The organism is Pseudomonas nicosulfuronedens (assembly GCF_005877905.1).
GTDB lineage: Bacteria > Pseudomonadota > Gammaproteobacteria > Pseudomonadales > Pseudomonadaceae > Pseudomonas > Pseudomonas nicosulfuronedens.
The window spans coordinates 114,539-130,845 of record NZ_SWDV01000022.1 but is presented as its reverse complement, the minus strand read 5'-3'; the positions used below and the strand labels follow the sequence as shown (position 1 = coordinate 130,845).

At 65.6% G+C, this 16,307-nt stretch carries 12 protein-coding genes; all 12 read left to right on the top strand.

Annotated elements, in window-relative coordinates:
- The first annotated feature begins 802 nt into the window (after positions 1 to 802).
- The 12 genes from FAS41_RS17530 to rfbA are packed head-to-tail and all read left to right on the top strand — an operon-like array spanning position 803 to position 16,241.
- Positions 803 to 2,212, top strand: a complete 1,410-nt coding sequence (locus FAS41_RS17530; RefSeq protein ID WP_138524467.1) for a hypothetical protein — start codon at positions 803 to 805, stop codon at positions 2,210 to 2,212.
- Between the two features lie 59 nt (positions 2,213 to 2,271).
- Positions 2,272 to 3,366: a DegT/DnrJ/EryC1/StrS family aminotransferase gene (locus tag FAS41_RS17525; protein WP_138524465.1), complete on the top strand. Its 1,095-nt coding sequence runs from the start codon at positions 2,272 to 2,274 to the stop codon at positions 3,364 to 3,366.
- Between the two features lie 10 nt (positions 3,367 to 3,376).
- Positions 3,377 to 4,897 carry a lipopolysaccharide biosynthesis protein gene (locus FAS41_RS17520; RefSeq protein ID WP_138524463.1) on the top strand — a complete coding sequence of 507 codons (1,521 nt, stop codon included), beginning with the start codon at positions 3,377 to 3,379 and terminating at the stop codon, positions 4,895 to 4,897.
- A 2-nt stretch (positions 4,898 to 4,899) separates the two neighbouring features.
- The gene (locus FAS41_RS17515) at positions 4,900 to 5,829 is read left to right on the top strand and encodes a glycosyltransferase family 2 protein (protein ID WP_138524461.1); all 930 of its coding nucleotides are present in this window, start codon (positions 4,900 to 4,902) and stop codon (positions 5,827 to 5,829) included.
- A 31-nt stretch (positions 5,830 to 5,860) separates the two neighbouring features.
- Entirely contained in the window at positions 5,861 to 8,074 is a 2,214-nt protein-coding gene (locus FAS41_RS17510; RefSeq protein ID WP_138524459.1) for a polysaccharide biosynthesis tyrosine autokinase, read from the top strand.
- 26 nt (positions 8,075 to 8,100) lie between these two features.
- Positions 8,101 to 8,850 (top strand): WbqC family protein, encoded by a 750-nt coding sequence (locus FAS41_RS17505; protein WP_138524457.1) that lies wholly within the window; start codon positions 8,101 to 8,103, stop codon positions 8,848 to 8,850.
- A complete protein-coding gene (gene rfaH, locus FAS41_RS17500) occupies positions 8,847 to 9,374 on the top strand; it encodes a transcription/translation regulatory transformer protein RfaH (RefSeq protein ID WP_138524455.1) in 528 nt (175 codons plus the stop codon). The genes FAS41_RS17505 and rfaH overlap by 4 nt, the downstream gene beginning before the upstream one ends.
- Before the next feature lie 44 nt (positions 9,375 to 9,418).
- Positions 9,419 to 10,417 carry a glycosyltransferase gene (locus tag FAS41_RS17495; protein WP_138524453.1) on the top strand — a complete coding sequence of 333 codons (999 nt, stop codon included), beginning with the start codon at positions 9,419 to 9,421 and terminating at the stop codon, positions 10,415 to 10,417.
- Positions 10,414 to 11,646 (top strand): glycosyltransferase family 4 protein, encoded by a 1,233-nt coding sequence (locus tag FAS41_RS17490; RefSeq protein ID WP_138524451.1) that lies wholly within the window; start codon positions 10,414 to 10,416, stop codon positions 11,644 to 11,646. Before FAS41_RS17495 ends, FAS41_RS17490 begins: the two co-directional genes overlap by 4 nt.
- Positions 11,615 to 14,230 carry a GH39 family glycosyl hydrolase gene (locus FAS41_RS17485; protein ID WP_138524449.1) on the top strand — a complete coding sequence of 872 codons (2,616 nt, stop codon included), beginning with the start codon at positions 11,615 to 11,617 and terminating at the stop codon, positions 14,228 to 14,230. Before FAS41_RS17490 ends, FAS41_RS17485 begins: the two co-directional genes overlap by 32 nt.
- 20 nt (positions 14,231 to 14,250) lie before the next feature.
- A complete protein-coding gene (locus FAS41_RS17480) occupies positions 14,251 to 15,369 on the top strand; it encodes a glycosyltransferase family 4 protein (RefSeq protein ID WP_138524447.1) in 1,119 nt (372 codons plus the stop codon).
- Positions 15,366 to 16,241 carry a glucose-1-phosphate thymidylyltransferase RfbA gene (gene rfbA, locus FAS41_RS17475; protein ID WP_138524445.1) on the top strand — a complete coding sequence of 292 codons (876 nt, stop codon included), beginning with the start codon at positions 15,366 to 15,368 and terminating at the stop codon, positions 16,239 to 16,241. The genes FAS41_RS17480 and rfbA overlap by 4 nt, the downstream gene beginning before the upstream one ends.
- The last annotated feature ends 66 nt before the right edge of the window (positions 16,242 to 16,307 follow it).

Sequence of the window (16,307 nt, the reverse complement as noted above, 5' to 3'; positions counted from 1 at the left end):
ACAGTATCGGGTTACTGATGAATCCCCTTTCCATCCTCCGCGACACCTGGTTCTTCTTCCTGTCATTTTCCTATCGCTGCCTGACAACTTTCGCCGGCCTTCTTGGCTGCGGAAGCGCGATAGTTTTTTGCTGTTGTTTTTCCAGATTTTCGGAACAGGCCGAAGGGCGGTAGCTTTGCCCAGCGAAAACTAGCGGCCACTCCAGGGACGAACAGTTGATTGTCGTTGTTTGAATCGGGTCATTCGAACTCGGGCGGTAGCCTTGTCTTCGAATTTTACCAAAGGCCCGGTGCAGAGCGTCTCCTGGAGTGGAGTGAGTAACGATGGCCGCTGCATTGATGGAATTCGACGGCACTTTCCATGCCGTGAAAACAAGCAGGAAGAGCAACGCTTCCCGGGCGGAAAGTGTTTCGCTGGTGAAACGGCAGGAGTATTGCGCCCCTCCCCGCGGCGCAATTGAAAAGTTTAGTCCTAGTGCTTTTGTTAGTTCGAAAGTTAGTTATGCCCCTCTTTCCAGGCGTAGTTCAAGGTGTAACAGGCCTGAACTTTCGGTTGAACTTGATCCGCGCCAGGCACTGATTGTTTCAACTCTGAAACAGCAACTTCGATGCCGTGTTGAAGTTGCCCTGCAGGTGTTCGCCACCCCTTCCGGACCAGCCCCCGCGACCTTCTCGAAACAGGTGCGCGCGCCTGCGGCCGCGCCGCGAGTGACGGAATCCCGGCGCGAACGCCGCCACCCTGCCGGCCGACAGCGCCGGCCTCACGAGAGCCGCGCGCCCCGCCGCGCTGGGAGTCAAGGCTGATGGCCGAGCAATCGCTTCGTTCCAACTATGCCTGTGTGGTCGGCGGCGCCGGTCCGGCAGGCATGGGCTTCCTGTTCAACGCCTACAAGACCGGTGCATTGGCGAGCCTCGCCCGTGATGGTCTGCTGGTGGTGGACGCTGCGCTGGCGGTCGGCCGTGGCCGGTTGGGGGACTACCACATCACCGCCAACTCGGTGGGGGATGTGTTCCTCGACTGCCTGCGCGATCCGGCGTTGCTGCCCATCTTTGCGCCCCTGGCGCATTCCCAGGCTTTCCGCGCCCTGCAGAACGATCCCCACGGCGCGCCGATGCTCACCCAGGTGGGCGAGTTGCTGGCGCACGCCTCGACGCTGTTCATGCGCTACGTCACCGAGCACCTGGGCGTCGAAGTGGCGCTGGGTACACGTATCGAAAAGATCACCGCACTGGACGACGGCAGCTTCCAGCTGGCACTGCGCAGCGGCTCCCACACCGCTCAGATTGGCGCAGGTTCGCTGGTGATGAACCTGGGCGGCCGGCAGAACCGCGAGTACCTGAACTGGAGCCTGGCCGAGCAGGACCTGCACCTGTCCCACGACGGCCCCACGGTCTACTCCTCCGACGCGCTGCTGAGCCTGAACGCCGCGGAGCTGGTGGAGCTGTTCGGCGACCGGGTGACTCCGGGTACCCGCTTCACCGTGGTCGGCGGCTCCCACAGCGCTTTCTCGATTCTCGACAACCTCGCCTGCGCCCTGGATTGCCTGGGCCTCGAGCAGATTACCCTGCTGCACCGCGCGCCGATCCGCCTGTTCTTCGAGAGCGTCGAAGAAGCGCGCGCGGCCGGCTACGTGGTGGACGAAGGCATGGACGTCTGCCCGGTGTCCGGTCGAGTCAACCGCTCCGGGGGCCTGCGCTACCGCGCCCACCAGGTTGGTACCGACGTACTGTCCAACGGCTTGGTCAGCGGCACCCGGGTGAAGGTCGAGCTGCTGAGCCTGGAGGATCGCTCACCCGCCGTCCGCGAGCGCCTGGAGCAGTGCTGCAGCGACGATGGCGTATTCGTCCAGGCCATCGGCTACCAGCCGTGCCTGCCGGCTTTACGCCGTGCCAATGGTGAGCCGCTGCAGGTGCGCGAGAGCAAAGGCGGGCTGGACTCCGACGCTGCCGGCTGCCTGCGCGACCACACCGGCCGGCCGATTCCCGGCCTCTACAGCTTCGGCCTTGGCTCCGGTCTTGCGGCCAACCCGATGCTGGGCAGCGAGCGTTCCTTCGACAGCCGCATCTACGGCGTCTGGCAGTTCCACAACGACGCCAGCGGCCGGGTCATCGAGGCCCTGCAGGAACACCTGGCCAACCGCGCGCCGCAAGCGGCGCAATCCATGGAATCCCGCATCGACGACGCACCCTTCGCGCTGTCGGCGCTGGGTTGAGCGGCGTGTTCGCCGGCTCGACTGCCAACGGACTTTCCATCCAACAGAGGGATGCGACCGTGATCAATGTGACCAAGACCTACCTGGGCAACCTGGACAAGTTCAAGGCCTACGTGGAACAGATCTATGCCTCCGGCTGGATCACCAACCACGGCCCCTTCGTCACGGAGTTGGAAGAGCGCCTGCAGGACTACTTCGGCGTTCGCCATGTGATTCTCACCAACAACGGCACCATCGCCCTGCAAGTGGCCTACCGGGCCCTGGGCGTGACCGGCAGTGCCGTGACTACCCCCTTCAGCTTCGTTGCCACCAGCAGCACGCTGCAGTGGGAGAGCATCCGTCCGCGCTTCGCCGACATCGATCCGCGGACCTGGAACCTCGACCCTGCGCGCATCGAAGCCAGCCTTGCGCCGGATACCACCGCCATCGTCGCCACCCACGTGTTCGGTAATCCCTGTGCGGTGGAGGAGATTCAGGCGGTGGCCCAGCGCAACCAGTTGAAAGTGATCTACGACGGCGCACACGCCTTCGGCTCGCGATACCGCGACCGCTCGGTGCTGGCCTGGGGGGATGCCACCACCCTGAGCTTCCACGCCACCAAGCTGTTCCACACCATCGAGGGCGGCGCCATCGTCACCTCCGATGACGACCTGGCGAAGCAGATCCGCCTGATGTGCAACTTCGGCATCGCCGGCGTCGACCAGATCGTCGGGTTGGGGATCAACGCCAAGCTCAACGAGTTCTCCGCCGCCATGGGCCTGTGCGTGCTCGACGAAATCGACAGCATCCTCGCCCAGCGCGAGGAGATCGCCGCCCGCTACACCGCCGCGCTCAGCGGCTACTACGACCTGCAAGCCACCGAGAGCTACGCCCGGCTGAATAACAGCTACTACCCCATCGGCCTGCGCGACGAGGCCCAGGTGCTGCGCGTGCGCACCGCGCTGAACGAGATCGGGGTCAATCCGCGGCGGTACTTCTACCCGTCGCTGGACACCCTCGATTACCTCGCTCCGCAGGTGCCTCAAGTGCTGTCCCGCGAGCTGAGCCAGCGCATTCTCTGCCTGCCGCTGTACCCGGGGCTGCCGCAGGAAATCCAGCGCGCGGTGATCGAAGTGCTGCTGCTGGAAAGCGGCCGCGTCGCCGTCGCGGTGTAAGGGGACGATCATGCGCGCCGCCCGCTCGCTGTCGATGGTCCGCAACACCCTGCTGAACTACGCAGGGCAGGCGTACGCCATCGTCATCGGCATCCTGATCCAGCCGTTCTACCTCGGCCACCTCGGGGCCGAGGCCTACGGTCTGATCGGCTTCTTCGCGGTGTTGCAGAGCTGGTTGCTGCTGCTCGATGCCGGCCTGTCGCCCGCGCTGGTGCGCCAGGTCGCCCATGGCCGCGGCGTCAACGGTGAAGGTCAGGGCCAGGCGCGCCTGCTGCGCTCCTTCGAACTGATCATGCTGCCGCTGACCCTCCTCAGCAGCCTGGCGGTGTGGGGCGCAAGCACCTGGATCGCCGGGCGGTGGCTCAACGTGCAGCAACTCTCGCCCGACCTGGTGGCGCAGTGCATCAGCCTGATGGGCCTGCTGGTGGCCCTGCGGCTATACGCCACCCTGTACCGCAGTGCGCTGCAGGGGCAGGAGCTGCACGGCTTCATCAACGCAGTGAACGTGTTCATCACCACCCTGCGCTACTTCGGCGGCCTGCTGCTGGTGGCTCAGGTCAGCCAGGACCCGCTGGTGTTCTTCCAGTTCCAGGTCGTGGTGTCGCTGATCGAGGCGCTGCTACTGGGCGGCAAGGCCTACCTGTGGATGGACGTGCGCCTGCTGACCCGCTTCTGCTGGGACACGGTGCGCCCGGTGCTGCCCTTCGCCCTGGGCATGTCCTTCTCCTCCTGCCTGTGGATCGTGCTTACCCAGCTGGACAAGGTCCTGCTGTCGAACCTGCTGCCGCTGCAGCAGTACGGCTACTTCTCCCTGGTGGCGCTGATTTCGGGCGGCATCCTCACGCTGGTCAATCCGCTGGCGCAGTCGCTGCTGCCGCGCATGACCATGCTGGTCGCCGAAGAACGCCACGAAGACATGCAGCAGCTCTATCTCAAGGCGAACCGCTTCGTCTGTGTGCTGCTGTTCCCGATGGTCGCGGTGATCGCCGCTCATGGTCATGACCTGGTCCTGGCCTGGAGCGGCGATGCCGTGGCCGCCAGTTGGTGCCGGCCGATCCTGGCCTGGTACGTACTCGGCTCAGGCCTGCTGGCGGTGGCCAGCTTCCAGTTCTACCTGCAGTACGCCCACGGTCAGCTGCGCATGCACGTCTGGTACAGCGTCATCTCCACCCTGGTGACGGTGCCGCTGGTGATCGCCAGCGCCTATCTCTACGGCGTAGTGGGCGTGGCGATGTGCTGGTTCGGACTGCGCCTGGCGTCGTTCCTGATCTGGCCGGCGATCGTGCACCGCACCTTCGCCCCCGGCCTGCACGGCACCTGGCTGCGCGACACGCTGCAGATCGCCGCGCTCAGCGCCGCCGGTCTGTTGCTCAGCGAGCCCTTCTACGCGCTGCTGGCCCGTTCCGGCGAGCGCCTGTGGCTGCTGGCGGCGCTGGCCGTGTGCGGCCTGATCACCTTGTTCCTCGTGGGCGCGGGCTCTGCCCCGGCTTTGCTGCGCCTGTTCAAACCGTCCCAAAAGCCGAGTGTCTAGACATGGATATCCGCTCCGAGCTGCAGATCCTCTCCAACTGGCCGGAAGACCCGAAGCCCCTCCTGAGCATCGTCTGCCTGGCCTACAACCAGGTGAACTACATCGGCCGCACGCTGGACAGCTTCCTCGAGCAGGTCACCGACTTCCGCTTCGAAGTGCTGGTCAACGACGACGCCTCCAACGACGGCACCAGTGAGCTGATCGCCGACTACGCCGCGCGCTACCCGCACATCATCAAGCCGATCTTCCACAAGGAAAACCAGTACTCCAAGGGCGTCTCCCACGGCCTGCCGGTGTTCCGCAAGGCGCGCGGGCGCTACATCGCCTACTGCGAGGGCGACGATTACTGGACCGACCCGCGCAAGCTGCAGATCCAGGTCGACTTCCTGGAGCAGAACCCGGACTACGTGATCACCTACCACGACGCCTACACCTACAACGAAGACGGCGTGATCAAGCCCCGGCAACTCACCGGCAAGTACCGCCGCGACGCCAGCCGTCTGGAGCTGCAGCAGGCGCGGCCGATCTCGACGTTGACCACCTGTTTCCGCAACGTCCTGACCGAGATGCCCGAGGAGCTTCGCACCACGCGCATGGTCGACCTGTGCTGGTGGTCGCTGCTGGGGGCCTTCGGCAAGGGCAAGTTCATCGAGGAAATCCGCCCGGCTGCCTACCGCGTGCACCAGGGTGGGATCTTCTCCATGCAGGCCGATCGCGTGCAGCAGCAGATGACCCTGCACACCTACTACTGCCTGTCGCGCTACTACCAGCGTGTGGGAAGCCAGGAGCTCAACGAGTACTTCCTGATGCAGGTCTGCCGGATGTCCATGGCCGCCGTCTCGCCCATGCGCAAGGTGCAGGCCTTCCTGCTGCTGATCGGCAACCACGGCGCCAACCTGCTCAAGCGGCTGAACCCGATTCAGGCGCGCTGATCCGCGCCACCTCAATGGAGGATGGAAGTCCATGAGTGTCATGCCCCGCTCGTCCCTGGAAACGCTCCAGGACACCCGCATCGACGTTGCCGGCCTGCTGCGCCTGCTGTTCGATCACAAGAAGATGATCCTCGCCGTCACCGGCCTGTTCGCGGTGCTCGGGCTCTTCTATGCAGTGGTCGCCACGCCGATCTACGTTTCCGGCGCGATGATCCAGATCGAGCAGAAGAAGAACGGCCTGAACGGCACGCCGGAGGTGATCAATCGCCCCGACTCGGTGTCGATCGCCTCCACCGAAATCGAACTGCTGAAATCGCGCGCGGTACTCGGCAAGGCGGTCGAGCTGCTGAAGCTGGACATCATCGCCAAGCCCAAGCGCCTGCCGCTGATCGGTGACTACCTGGCACGCCGCTACCATCCCGAGGCCGGGCAGACGCTGGCTGCGCCCTGGCTGGGCATGGGTGCCTACGGCTGGGGCGGCGAGCAGATCAAGGTGTTCTCGCTCGACGTACCGGAGGAGTACCTGGGCGAACCGCTGACCCTGGTGGCCGACGGTGGCGACGCCTATCACCTGCTCAACGCCGACGACCAGCTGATCCTGCGCGGCGAGCTGAAGAAAACCGTGATGGAGAAGGGCTTCAGCATCGAGGTGGATGAGCTGGTGGCGCGCCCCGGCACCGAGTTCATCGTGGCGAAGAACCGCCTGCTCACCACGACCCTGAACTACCAGAAGCTGCTCAAGGTGGCCGAGGCCGGCAAGGACTCGGGGATCATCTACATGACCCTGGAAGATCCGAACCCGCTGCAGGCCGACCGCATCCTCGACAAGATCAGCCACCTCTACGTGCTGCAGAACGTCGAGCGCAGTTCCGCCGAAGCGTCCCAGCGCCTGCAGTTCCTGCGCTCGCAACTGCCGGTGGTACGCCTGGACCTGGAGAAGGCCGAGGCCGCTTACAACGCCTACCAGACCACTGCCAAATCCGCCGACATCAGCGTCGAGACCCGTGGTGTGCTGGACCAGGTGGTGGGCATCGACAACCAGCTTTCCGAGCTCAAGCTCAAGCGCGCCGAGTACGACCGCCTGTACACCCCGACGCATCCGACCTACCAGGCGCTGCTCAAGCAGATGGGCAGTCTGGAAGACCGCAAGGCACAACTGCAGAAACGCATCCAGACCCTGCCGGCTACCCAGCAGGAACTGCTGCGCCTGTCCCGTGACATGCAGGTCACCCGTCAGACCTACACCAACCTGCTGAACAAGGCCCAGGAGCAGGACATCATCCGCGCCGGCACCATCGGCAACGTGCGGGTGATCGACACCGCCCAGGCCAACGTCGAGCAGCCGGCCAAGCCGATGCGCAAGGTCATCGTGCTGCTCGCCACCCTGCTCGGCTTCTGCGTCGCCCTCGCGATCCTGTTCCTGCGCCAGGCCTTCTACCGTGGCGTGGAGAACCCCGAGGCGATCGAACAGCTCGGCCTCTCGGTCCTCGCCGCGATCCCCTACTCGCGGCAGCAGGAGCGTCTGGAGAAGGAGCGCAAGGGTGACATCCTCGGCCATACACCCAAGCTGCTGGCCGCGTCGGCCCCCGGTGACCTGGCCAACGAGGCGATCCGCAGCCTGCGCACCAACCTGCATTTCGCCCTGCTCGAAGCGCGCAACAACGTGGTGATGCTCACCAGCCCGGCGCCGGGCGCCGGCAAGTCGTTCGTCTCCAGCAACCTCGCGGCCATCGTCGCGCAATCTGGCCTGCGCACCCTGCTGATCGACGCCGACATGCGCAAGGGCTACCTGCACCGGGTGTTCGGCCTGACCCCGCGCCACGGCCTGTCCGACGCGCTGAGTTCGCACCGTCCGCTGAGCGAAGTGATCCTGCCCACCGAGGTGCCGGAGCTGGACTTCATCTCCTGCGGCTTCGCCGCGCCCAACCCCTCCGAGCTGCTGATGCACGAGAACTTTGCCCAGCTGCTGCGCGATGCCTCGTCGATGTACGACCTGGTGATAGTCGACACCCCGCCGGTGCTGGCGGTGACCGACGCCGCCCTGGTCGGCCGGCTGTGCGGCATCTGCCTGCTGGTGACGCGCTTCGGCCAGAGCCCGGCGAGCGAGATCGACACCGCACGGCGGCGCCTGGGGCAGAGCGGCATCCACCTGCAGGGCGCGATCCTCAACGGTGTGAAACGCAAGGCCTCGACCGCGGCATACGACTACGGCGCCTACGCCTACCGCTACGACGCCAAGGACTGAAACAGGAATAGGGAAGGGATGCAGCCATGGTCCATATCGTCAGCCTCATGCAGCCGTACCTGTTCCCCTACCTGGGGTACTTCCAGCTGATCGCCGCGAGCAGCCTGTTCATTCTCGGCGACAGCCTGCAGTACACCCGGCGCGGCTGGATCAATCGCAATCGCCTGCTGGTCGGCGGGAAGATCTGGCAGTTCAGCTTCCCGCTGGAACAGGGCTCGCAGACCCAGGCGATCAATGAGAGAAGGCTGAGCGAGCAGATGCGCCTGAGCAACCAGCGCCTGCTGCACACCATCCGCCATGCCTACCACCGTGCACCGTGCTACCCGCAGGTGATGCCGCTGCTGGAGGAAATCCTCGAACACCCCGAGCGCAACCTGTCGCACTTCGCCGAACACTCGATCCGCCGCATCTGCCATTACATGGGCATCGACACACCCATGGCACGGGTTTCCGAGCTGGACCTGGCCGACGATATCGGCCGCGACCAGCGCCTGATCGAAGCGGTGAAACAGAGCGGTGGCGACGTCTACCTCAACCCGGAGGGCGGACGTCACCTGTACTCGCCCGAGGTGTTCCAGGCCCACGGCCTGGAGCTGCAATTCCTGCGCATGGACGAGTTGAGCTACCCGCAGTTCAGCCCTGATTTCGTCCCCAGCCTGTCGATCATCGACGTGCTGATGTTCAACCCGCCGGACGAGATGCAGCGGTTGCTGGGCCGCTACACCCTGGAGCGGCCCGCTCCCTCGTCCGACATCCTTGGGGAGTACGAGTCATGAATTCCATCGTCAGCGTGGATCTGGATGTCGCGCAGTACCGCTGGTACCTGATCCAGACCAAACCACACCAGGAACTGCGCGCCGAGGAGAACCTTGGTCGCCAGGGTTTTTCCTGCTATCGCCCGGTGGTGAAGCAGGGCAGCCGGACCCAGCCGCTGTTCCCCGGCTACCTGTTCATCCGCCTCGATCAGCAGCACGACAACTGGTTCCCGATCCGCTCCACCCGTGGTGTGGCGCGCATCGTCAGCTTCGGCGCGCAGCCGCTGGCAGTGGCCGACGACCTGGTGGAAGGCATCCGCCAGCGCCTGGCGAGCATGCCCGAGCGGCCTGCCAGCAGCTTCCACGAAGGCCAGGTGGTGCGCCTGAAGTGCGCAGGCGAATGCGAGGTCGAGGCCATCTTCCTCTGCGACGACGGCACCGAGCGCGCCCTGATCCTGCTCAACCTGCTGCAACGCGAACAACGCATCCGGGTCCCGCTCAGCCAGCTCTCGGCGGTGGGCGGCAACGACGGCTGGCGCGCCTGAGGCGCATAACCCAGACAAGGCCAGGTACAAGGAGGAGTGGCGAGATGAATGGATCGACCGTGTTGGTGACGCTGACCTATGGCGATCGCCTGGAATATCTGGAAGAGCTTCTGGCTCGTGCCTTCCGCGAGAAGGACATCACCCGCGCCATTGTCGTCAGCAATGCCTCGGTGGCGGAGCTGGACCAGCTGTTCATGCTCTGGCCCAACCGCGTGCAGGTGATCGAGCTGGACAGCAATACCGGTTCGGCCAATGGCTACGCCGTGGGCATCGAGGCTGCACTGAAGACCGGCTGCGACTTCATCTGGCTGATGGATGACGACAACGCGCCGACGCCGGGCTCCTTCCCTCTGCTCAAGCAACGTCTGATCGACTGCGCACTGCGCCATGGTGCCGACAATACCGCCGTACTTGGCTTTCGCCCGACCCACCAGGCCGATGTCGCCTCCGGCGTGCCGACCCGCTTCATCACGCCGCCACGCTCCAGCTACTTCGGCTTCCATGTCCGCCAACTGCCCTACAAGCTCTGGCGCCGCACGCCCTGGGGCAAGCCTAAGCCGCGCCGCGCGCAGCCATTGCTGGAGCTGCCATTCGCCTACTACGGCGGCCTGCTCGGGCATGCCGACCTGTTCCGGCGCATCGGCCTGCCGCGCCGCGATCTGGTGCTCTACGCCGACGACACCGAGTACACCTTCCGTATCGGCGCCCTCGGCGGGCATCTCTACCTGGTGCCCGAGGCTGGCCTGGACGACCTGGAGCACTCCTGGAACATCAAGGAGCGCACCTCCAACATCTACGAGACCTACCTGCTCGGCAGCTCCGACCTGCGCGCCTACTACGCCGCGCGCAACCAGGCCTGGTTCGACAAGAACCTGTGGGTCACCTCGCCGCTGATGTACCGCTTCAACCGCTGGGTGTTCATCCGCCTGCTGCACTTCTTCGCCCGCCGCCACCAGCGCGAGAGCCGCCTGGCCCTGCTGCTGCAGGCGATCCGCGATGGCGAAGCCGGCGCACTCGGCATGAACCGGGCCTACCCGCTATGAGAGTGCTGCTGCTCAACACCCTCTACGCCCCGCACATCGGTGGCGGGGCGGAGGTCATGCTGCAGCTCATGGCCGAGGGCCTGCGCGGGCGTGGGCATGACGTGCAGGTGCTCTGCACCGGGCCGGATGCGGGTCTGCAGCGCGAGACGTTCAACGGTGTAGCGGTGCTGCGCGCCGGCCTGCGCAATCTCTACTGGCCGTTCGACGAGAAGCGCCACGGCCCGCTGCAGCGCCTCGCCTGGCACGGGCTGGACCGCTACAACCGCAGCATGCGCAGCGTGCTGGCGAAGGTGCTGGAAGAGGTCGAGCCGGACGTGGTGGTCTGCCATAACCTGTCGGGCTGGTCGATCTCCGCCTGGGACGCAATCCGCGACGCCGGTCTGCCGCTCGTACAGATACTTCATGACCAGTACCTGACCTGCCCGCGCGGCGTGCGCTTCCACAAGGGTCGCCACTGTGAGCAGCAGTGCGCATCCTGTGCGCTGCTGCGGCGCTCCCACGCATCGGCTTCGAGCGAAATCGATGCGGTGGTCGGCGTCAGTCGCTACCAGCTCAATGCGCTGCTCGATGCCGGGTACTTCGCCGGCAGCCAGACCCATGTGGTCTACAACGGCTCGCCGATGGCGGAGGTGCCCGTCGCGCCGCCGGCAAGCGGGCGACGTCCGCTGCGTTTCGGCTTCATCGGCGCGCTGACCCCGAACAAGGGCGTGGAGTGGCTGATCGAGCAGTTCCAGGCACGCGGCGACGATGCCTCGCTGCTGATCGCCGGACGGGGCGACAGCACCTACGTGAACCAGCTGAAGTCCCTTGCCGATCCCCAGCGCGTGCACTTCGTCGGCTACCGCAAGGCGGCCGAATTCTTCGGTGAAATCGACGTCGCCGTGGTGCCCAGCCTGTCACCGGAATCCTTCGGGCTGGTGGCGCTGGAAGCCTGCGCCCATCACCTGCCGGTGATCGCCTCACGCATGGGCGGCCTGACGGAAATCGTCCTGGACGAAATCAACGGCCTGCTCTGCTCGCCCGAGCGCAGCGACTCGCTGGGCGACGCGATCGAACGCCTGGTGCGTGAGCCGGCGCTGCGCCAGCGCCTGGCCGCGCGCGCCCGTGAGGTCGTGGCACCAATGCTCAGCGTGGAACGGATGCTTGACGAATACGAAGCCATCCTGCGCCACACCCTGCTTACCCGCGGAGTCCAGCATGGAACTGCAATCCCCGTATCCACGCTTTGAGGTCGACCGCCGCGTGACCTTCGACCGCTCGTTGCTGGCGCTCGGGGTGCTGGTGGCCTTGCTGCTGGTGGAGACCTTCAACGGTGCGCTGCGCTTCTACACCGACCAGGCGGGTCTGTCGGCCATCGTTTACCTGCCCAAGGTGGCCTGCATCGTCGCGGTGGGCTGGGAGCTTTTCACCCGCCCGCAGCAGCGTGGCCTCTGGTTGCTGCTGATCCTCGCAGCAGCTTCGCTACTGCTCGGCCGGCTGCATGGGGCCGAGTTCAAGAGCGGCCTCTTCTCGGTGTTCATCTACGCGCCGCTGCTGTTCGGCCTGCTCTGCGGCCCCTACCTGGAAATGCATCGCAAGGCGATGGGCTGGATCATCTTCTTCTGCCTGCTCGCTTCGCTGCTCGGCATTGCCCTGGATCTCACCATCAACGTGCCGTGGAAGGGTTACACCTACTCCATGGGCGGCGTCGAGATCAGCGGCAACCGCTCCTGGAGCGCCTATGGTCTGGACCGCATCGCCGGCTTTTCGCGGATGTCCTCGAGCCTGGCGATGATGCTGGCGGTGTTCAGCCTGTACCTGGGCTCTTTCCGCCTGGCGCTGCCGGTACGTGGGTTGATCTACCTGGTGGCGCTGGTGGGCATCGTCCTGACCACCAACAAGTCCTCCGCCGGCGCCTTCTTCGTCGCCCTGCTGGTGATGGGTTTCGCCCGTCAGCGCCTGCTGTTCCTGTGTGCCGCGCTGGTAGTGGTGCTGGGTGCGCTGCTGCTGCCGCTGTATGGGCTGTACGCGCAGGTCGACCCGTACCTGGCCAGCGCCACCGGCGACAACCTGATGGGGTCGATGGTGGATCGCCTGGTCAACACCTGGCCGAACCTGATCAAGGTGATGGACTACAACGGCTGGATCTATACCGGAGCCGGCCTGGGCATGACCGGCAGCGCCTACGCGGCCTTCCCGATCTTCGGCGTCGAGCAGCTGGCGGTGGCGGACAATTCGCTGCTCTACCTCTGGTGCCTGTTCGGCGTGGCCGGTGTCGCCCTCTACCTGCTGGCGGTGCCGATGCTGATGCGCCTGCAGCGCCAGCCTGGCCGCGAAGCCCGCGCGCTGCTCGGCATCGCCTACTGCATCCTGCTCATCGCCTGGACCAGCGACGTGCTCGAGTCGCCGATCCCCAGCCTGTTCCTCGGCCTGGCCATCGGCCGCGCCCTGAGCTTGCCAGGCGAAGCCGCGCCGCAACCGGCGCCGCGCACCCTGCGCCTGCAGGGCGGCATGCTCAGCCTGCTGGCCTGCACGTTGTTGATTGGCGGGCTGCTGCAATCACCGCGCACCCTGGCCAACGAGGCGCCGGTGGAAAACCTCGGCGCGCCTGAATTCATCGTCGGCGCCAGTACCCACCAGAACATCCGCGCGGGCAATCGCGACGGCATCAATCGCCTGGCGCGCGAGGCCGGCATCCTGTCGTTCCGCGACGACGCCTACTGGTCCAGCGTCGAACGCGAGCGCGGCGTGCTGTCCATCGATGCGGCCTGGCGTGCGCAGCTGCGCAGCACTCGCAGCCTGGGTATCAGCACACTGCTGATCCTGGGCAACGAGAACCAGTTCTACGGAAACGCCAAGCCGCGCGACGACGTGGCCCGCGAGGGCTATCTGCGCTATGTGCGTTATGTGGTGCGCAGCTTCAAGGGGCAGGTCGCCTACTACGAAGTGTGGAACGAATGGGACTCGGAAAATGCCACCGACAAGGACTTCAGCGACGACTACCTGACCCTGGTGCGCGCGGCCGCCAAGGTGATCCGCGAGGAAGACCCGCAGGCCAAGGTGCTCGCTGGAGCCGTCACCCTCAAGGGCATTCGCCAGGGCTTCGCCGAGCGCGTCGTCGCCGGTGGCGCGCTGGATGTCGTCGACGGTATTTCGCTGCACCCCTCGGTGTACTGCGAGGGCGAGATGTCCACTCCCGAAGCCTGGCTGAACTGGTTCCAGGGCGTGAACCAGAAGCTGGAAAACGCCGCCGGCAAACCGGTCCCGCTGTACTTCACCGAGTTCAGCTGGCCGGCCCACGAAGGCGATTGCGGTATCAGCCGCGAACGCCAGGCCGCCTACCTGGCTCGCGCCTATGTGCTGGTGCGCAGCCTGCCGAACGTGAAGGGTGCCTGGTGGTATGACCTGGTGGACGACGGCATCGACCGCACGGACATGGAGCACAACTTCGGCCTGCTCACCGCCGGTGGCCAGCCGAAACCGGCCTACCACGCGATGGCCAGCATTGCCGACATCATCGGCCGCTACCGCTTCGTCGGCCGCGTACCGAATGAGGACCCGAACGTCTACCTGCTGCGCTTCGCCAAGGCCAGCGAGGAAATCCTGGTGGCCTGGACCCTGGGACACGAACAGACCCTGAACATCACCAGCAAGCCCGGCAGCAGCGACACCCTCTGGCGTCTGGACGCCGTCGAAGGGATTGCCCGCCGCGAGGGCCGGCCGGTGCCCTGGCAGTGCCCCAAGGCGGGTGGCGACTGCCAGGCCAGCATCCGCATCGACGCCTCGCCCACCCTGGTGCGCAGCGCGTCGGCCCCGCAACTGTCGTTGCGCTGACTCCATCGCGGAGAACCCTCATGATCGTGATCAACGCGCGTTTCCTGACCCAGCAAGTGAGCGGCGTGCAGCGCTTCGCCGAGCAGATTTCGCTGTCGCTGGCGCGGCTGCGCAGCGACCTGCACTTCGTTGCACCGCCCGGCGAAATCCTCCGCCCGGAAATCGCCAGCCAGCTCCGCGTCGAACAGATCGGCCACCGCAGCGGGCACCTCTGGGAACAGGTTGACCTGCCGCTGTGGCTGGCCCGTCACGGCCGGCCGCTGCTGGTCTCGCTGTGCAGCACGGCACCGCTGGCCTATTCAAAGCAGGTCGTCACGCACCACGACATCACCTACGTGCGCCACCCGGAAAGCTTCTCCTGGAAGTTTCGCACGCTGTACCGCCTGATGATCCCGCTGATGCTGCGCCGTTCGCTGGCGCAGGTCACGGTCAGCGAGTTCTCCCGCGAGGAGATCGCCTCGCACTATGGCGTCGACCCCAAAGGCATCCACGTGATCGCCAATGCGGTGTCCGCCGAGTTCTGTACCGGCCTCGAACCGACGCAGCTCGAACGCCCCTATGTACTGGCGGTGTCCTCGCCGGCGGCGCACAAGAACTTCTCCCGGCTGATCGAAGCGTTCCGTCTGCTCGGCGAGCTGGACGTGGAGCTGCGCATCGTCGGCGCCGCCAACCGCAGCTTCGTCGATGCGCAACTGCAGCAGAGCGGGCAGGGTGATCGGGTGCGCTGGCTGGGGCGGCTGGACGACGACCAACTGATCGAGCAGTACCGCAACGCCGCCGTCTTCGCCTTCCCGTCGCTGTACGAAGGCTTCGGCATCCCGCCGCTGGAGGCCCAGGCCTGCGGTTGCCCGGTGGTGGCCGCCAGCAGTGCATCGATCCCCGAAGTGCTGGGCAACTCGGTGCTGTACTTCGACCCCCTCGATCCGCCCGGCATTGCGGCCGCCCTGCGTCGGGTGCTGCTCGACCACAAGCTGCGCGCCGACTTGCGCCGCCTGGGGCAGGAGAACGTCCTGCGCTACTCCTGGGACATTTCAGCGCTGCGACTTTCCAGCCTGATCGACACCTTTCTGACCGAGCGCTCGGACTATCCGGCGCGCTTCGACGCCAAACAGATCGCCAAGCAAGGAGGCAGATCATGAAGGGCATCATCCTCGCCGGTGGCTCCGGCACGCGCCTGCATCCCATTACCCTGGGCGTATCCAAGCAACTGCTGCCGATCTACGACAAGCCGATGGTGTATTACCCGCTGTCGGTGCTGATGCTCGCCGGCATCGACGACATCCTGCTGATCTGCACCCCTGCCGACCTGCCGAATTTCCGCGCCCTGCTGGGGGATGGCGAGCAGTTCGGGGTGCGCCTGCAGTATGCCGTGCAGCCCTCGCCCGATGGCCTGGCGCAGGCTTTCCTGATCGGCGCGCCATTCATCGGCGACGACTCGGTGTGCCTGGTGCTGGGCGACAACATCTTCTACGGCCAGGGCTTCACCGAAACCCTGCGCGAAGCCGCCGCGCGCACCCAGGGCGCCACCGTCTTCGGCTACCAGGTAGCGGACCCGGCGCGCTTCGGCGTGGTCGAGTTCGACGACGCAGGGCGGGTGCTTTCCATCGAGGAAAAACCCCGCGTACCGCGCTCGAACTACGCCGTCACCGGCCTGTACTTCTACGACAACCGCGTCGTCGAGATGGCTCGTCAGATCCGCCCTTCGGCCCGTGGCGAGCTGGAAATCACCGATATCAACAACCTTTACCTGGAACTGGGCGAACTGCGCGTCAGCCTGCTCGGTCGTGGGTTCGCCTGGCTGGACACCGGCACCCACGAGTCGCTGATGGAAGCCGGCCACTTCGTGCAGACCATCGAGGAGCGCCAGGGGCTGAAGGTCGCCTGCCTGGAGGAAATCGCCTACCAGCAGGGCTGGCTCAGCGAGAGCCTGCTGGCCCTCCAGGCCGAGCGCCTGAGCAAGACCGGCTATGGCCGCTACCTGCAGCAACTGCTGCTGGACAAGCGACAGTGAACCCGCACCCGGCGAACCCGCAGGCATTGCGCAGCGGACTTGCCGGCCATGCGTTCAACCACGGAC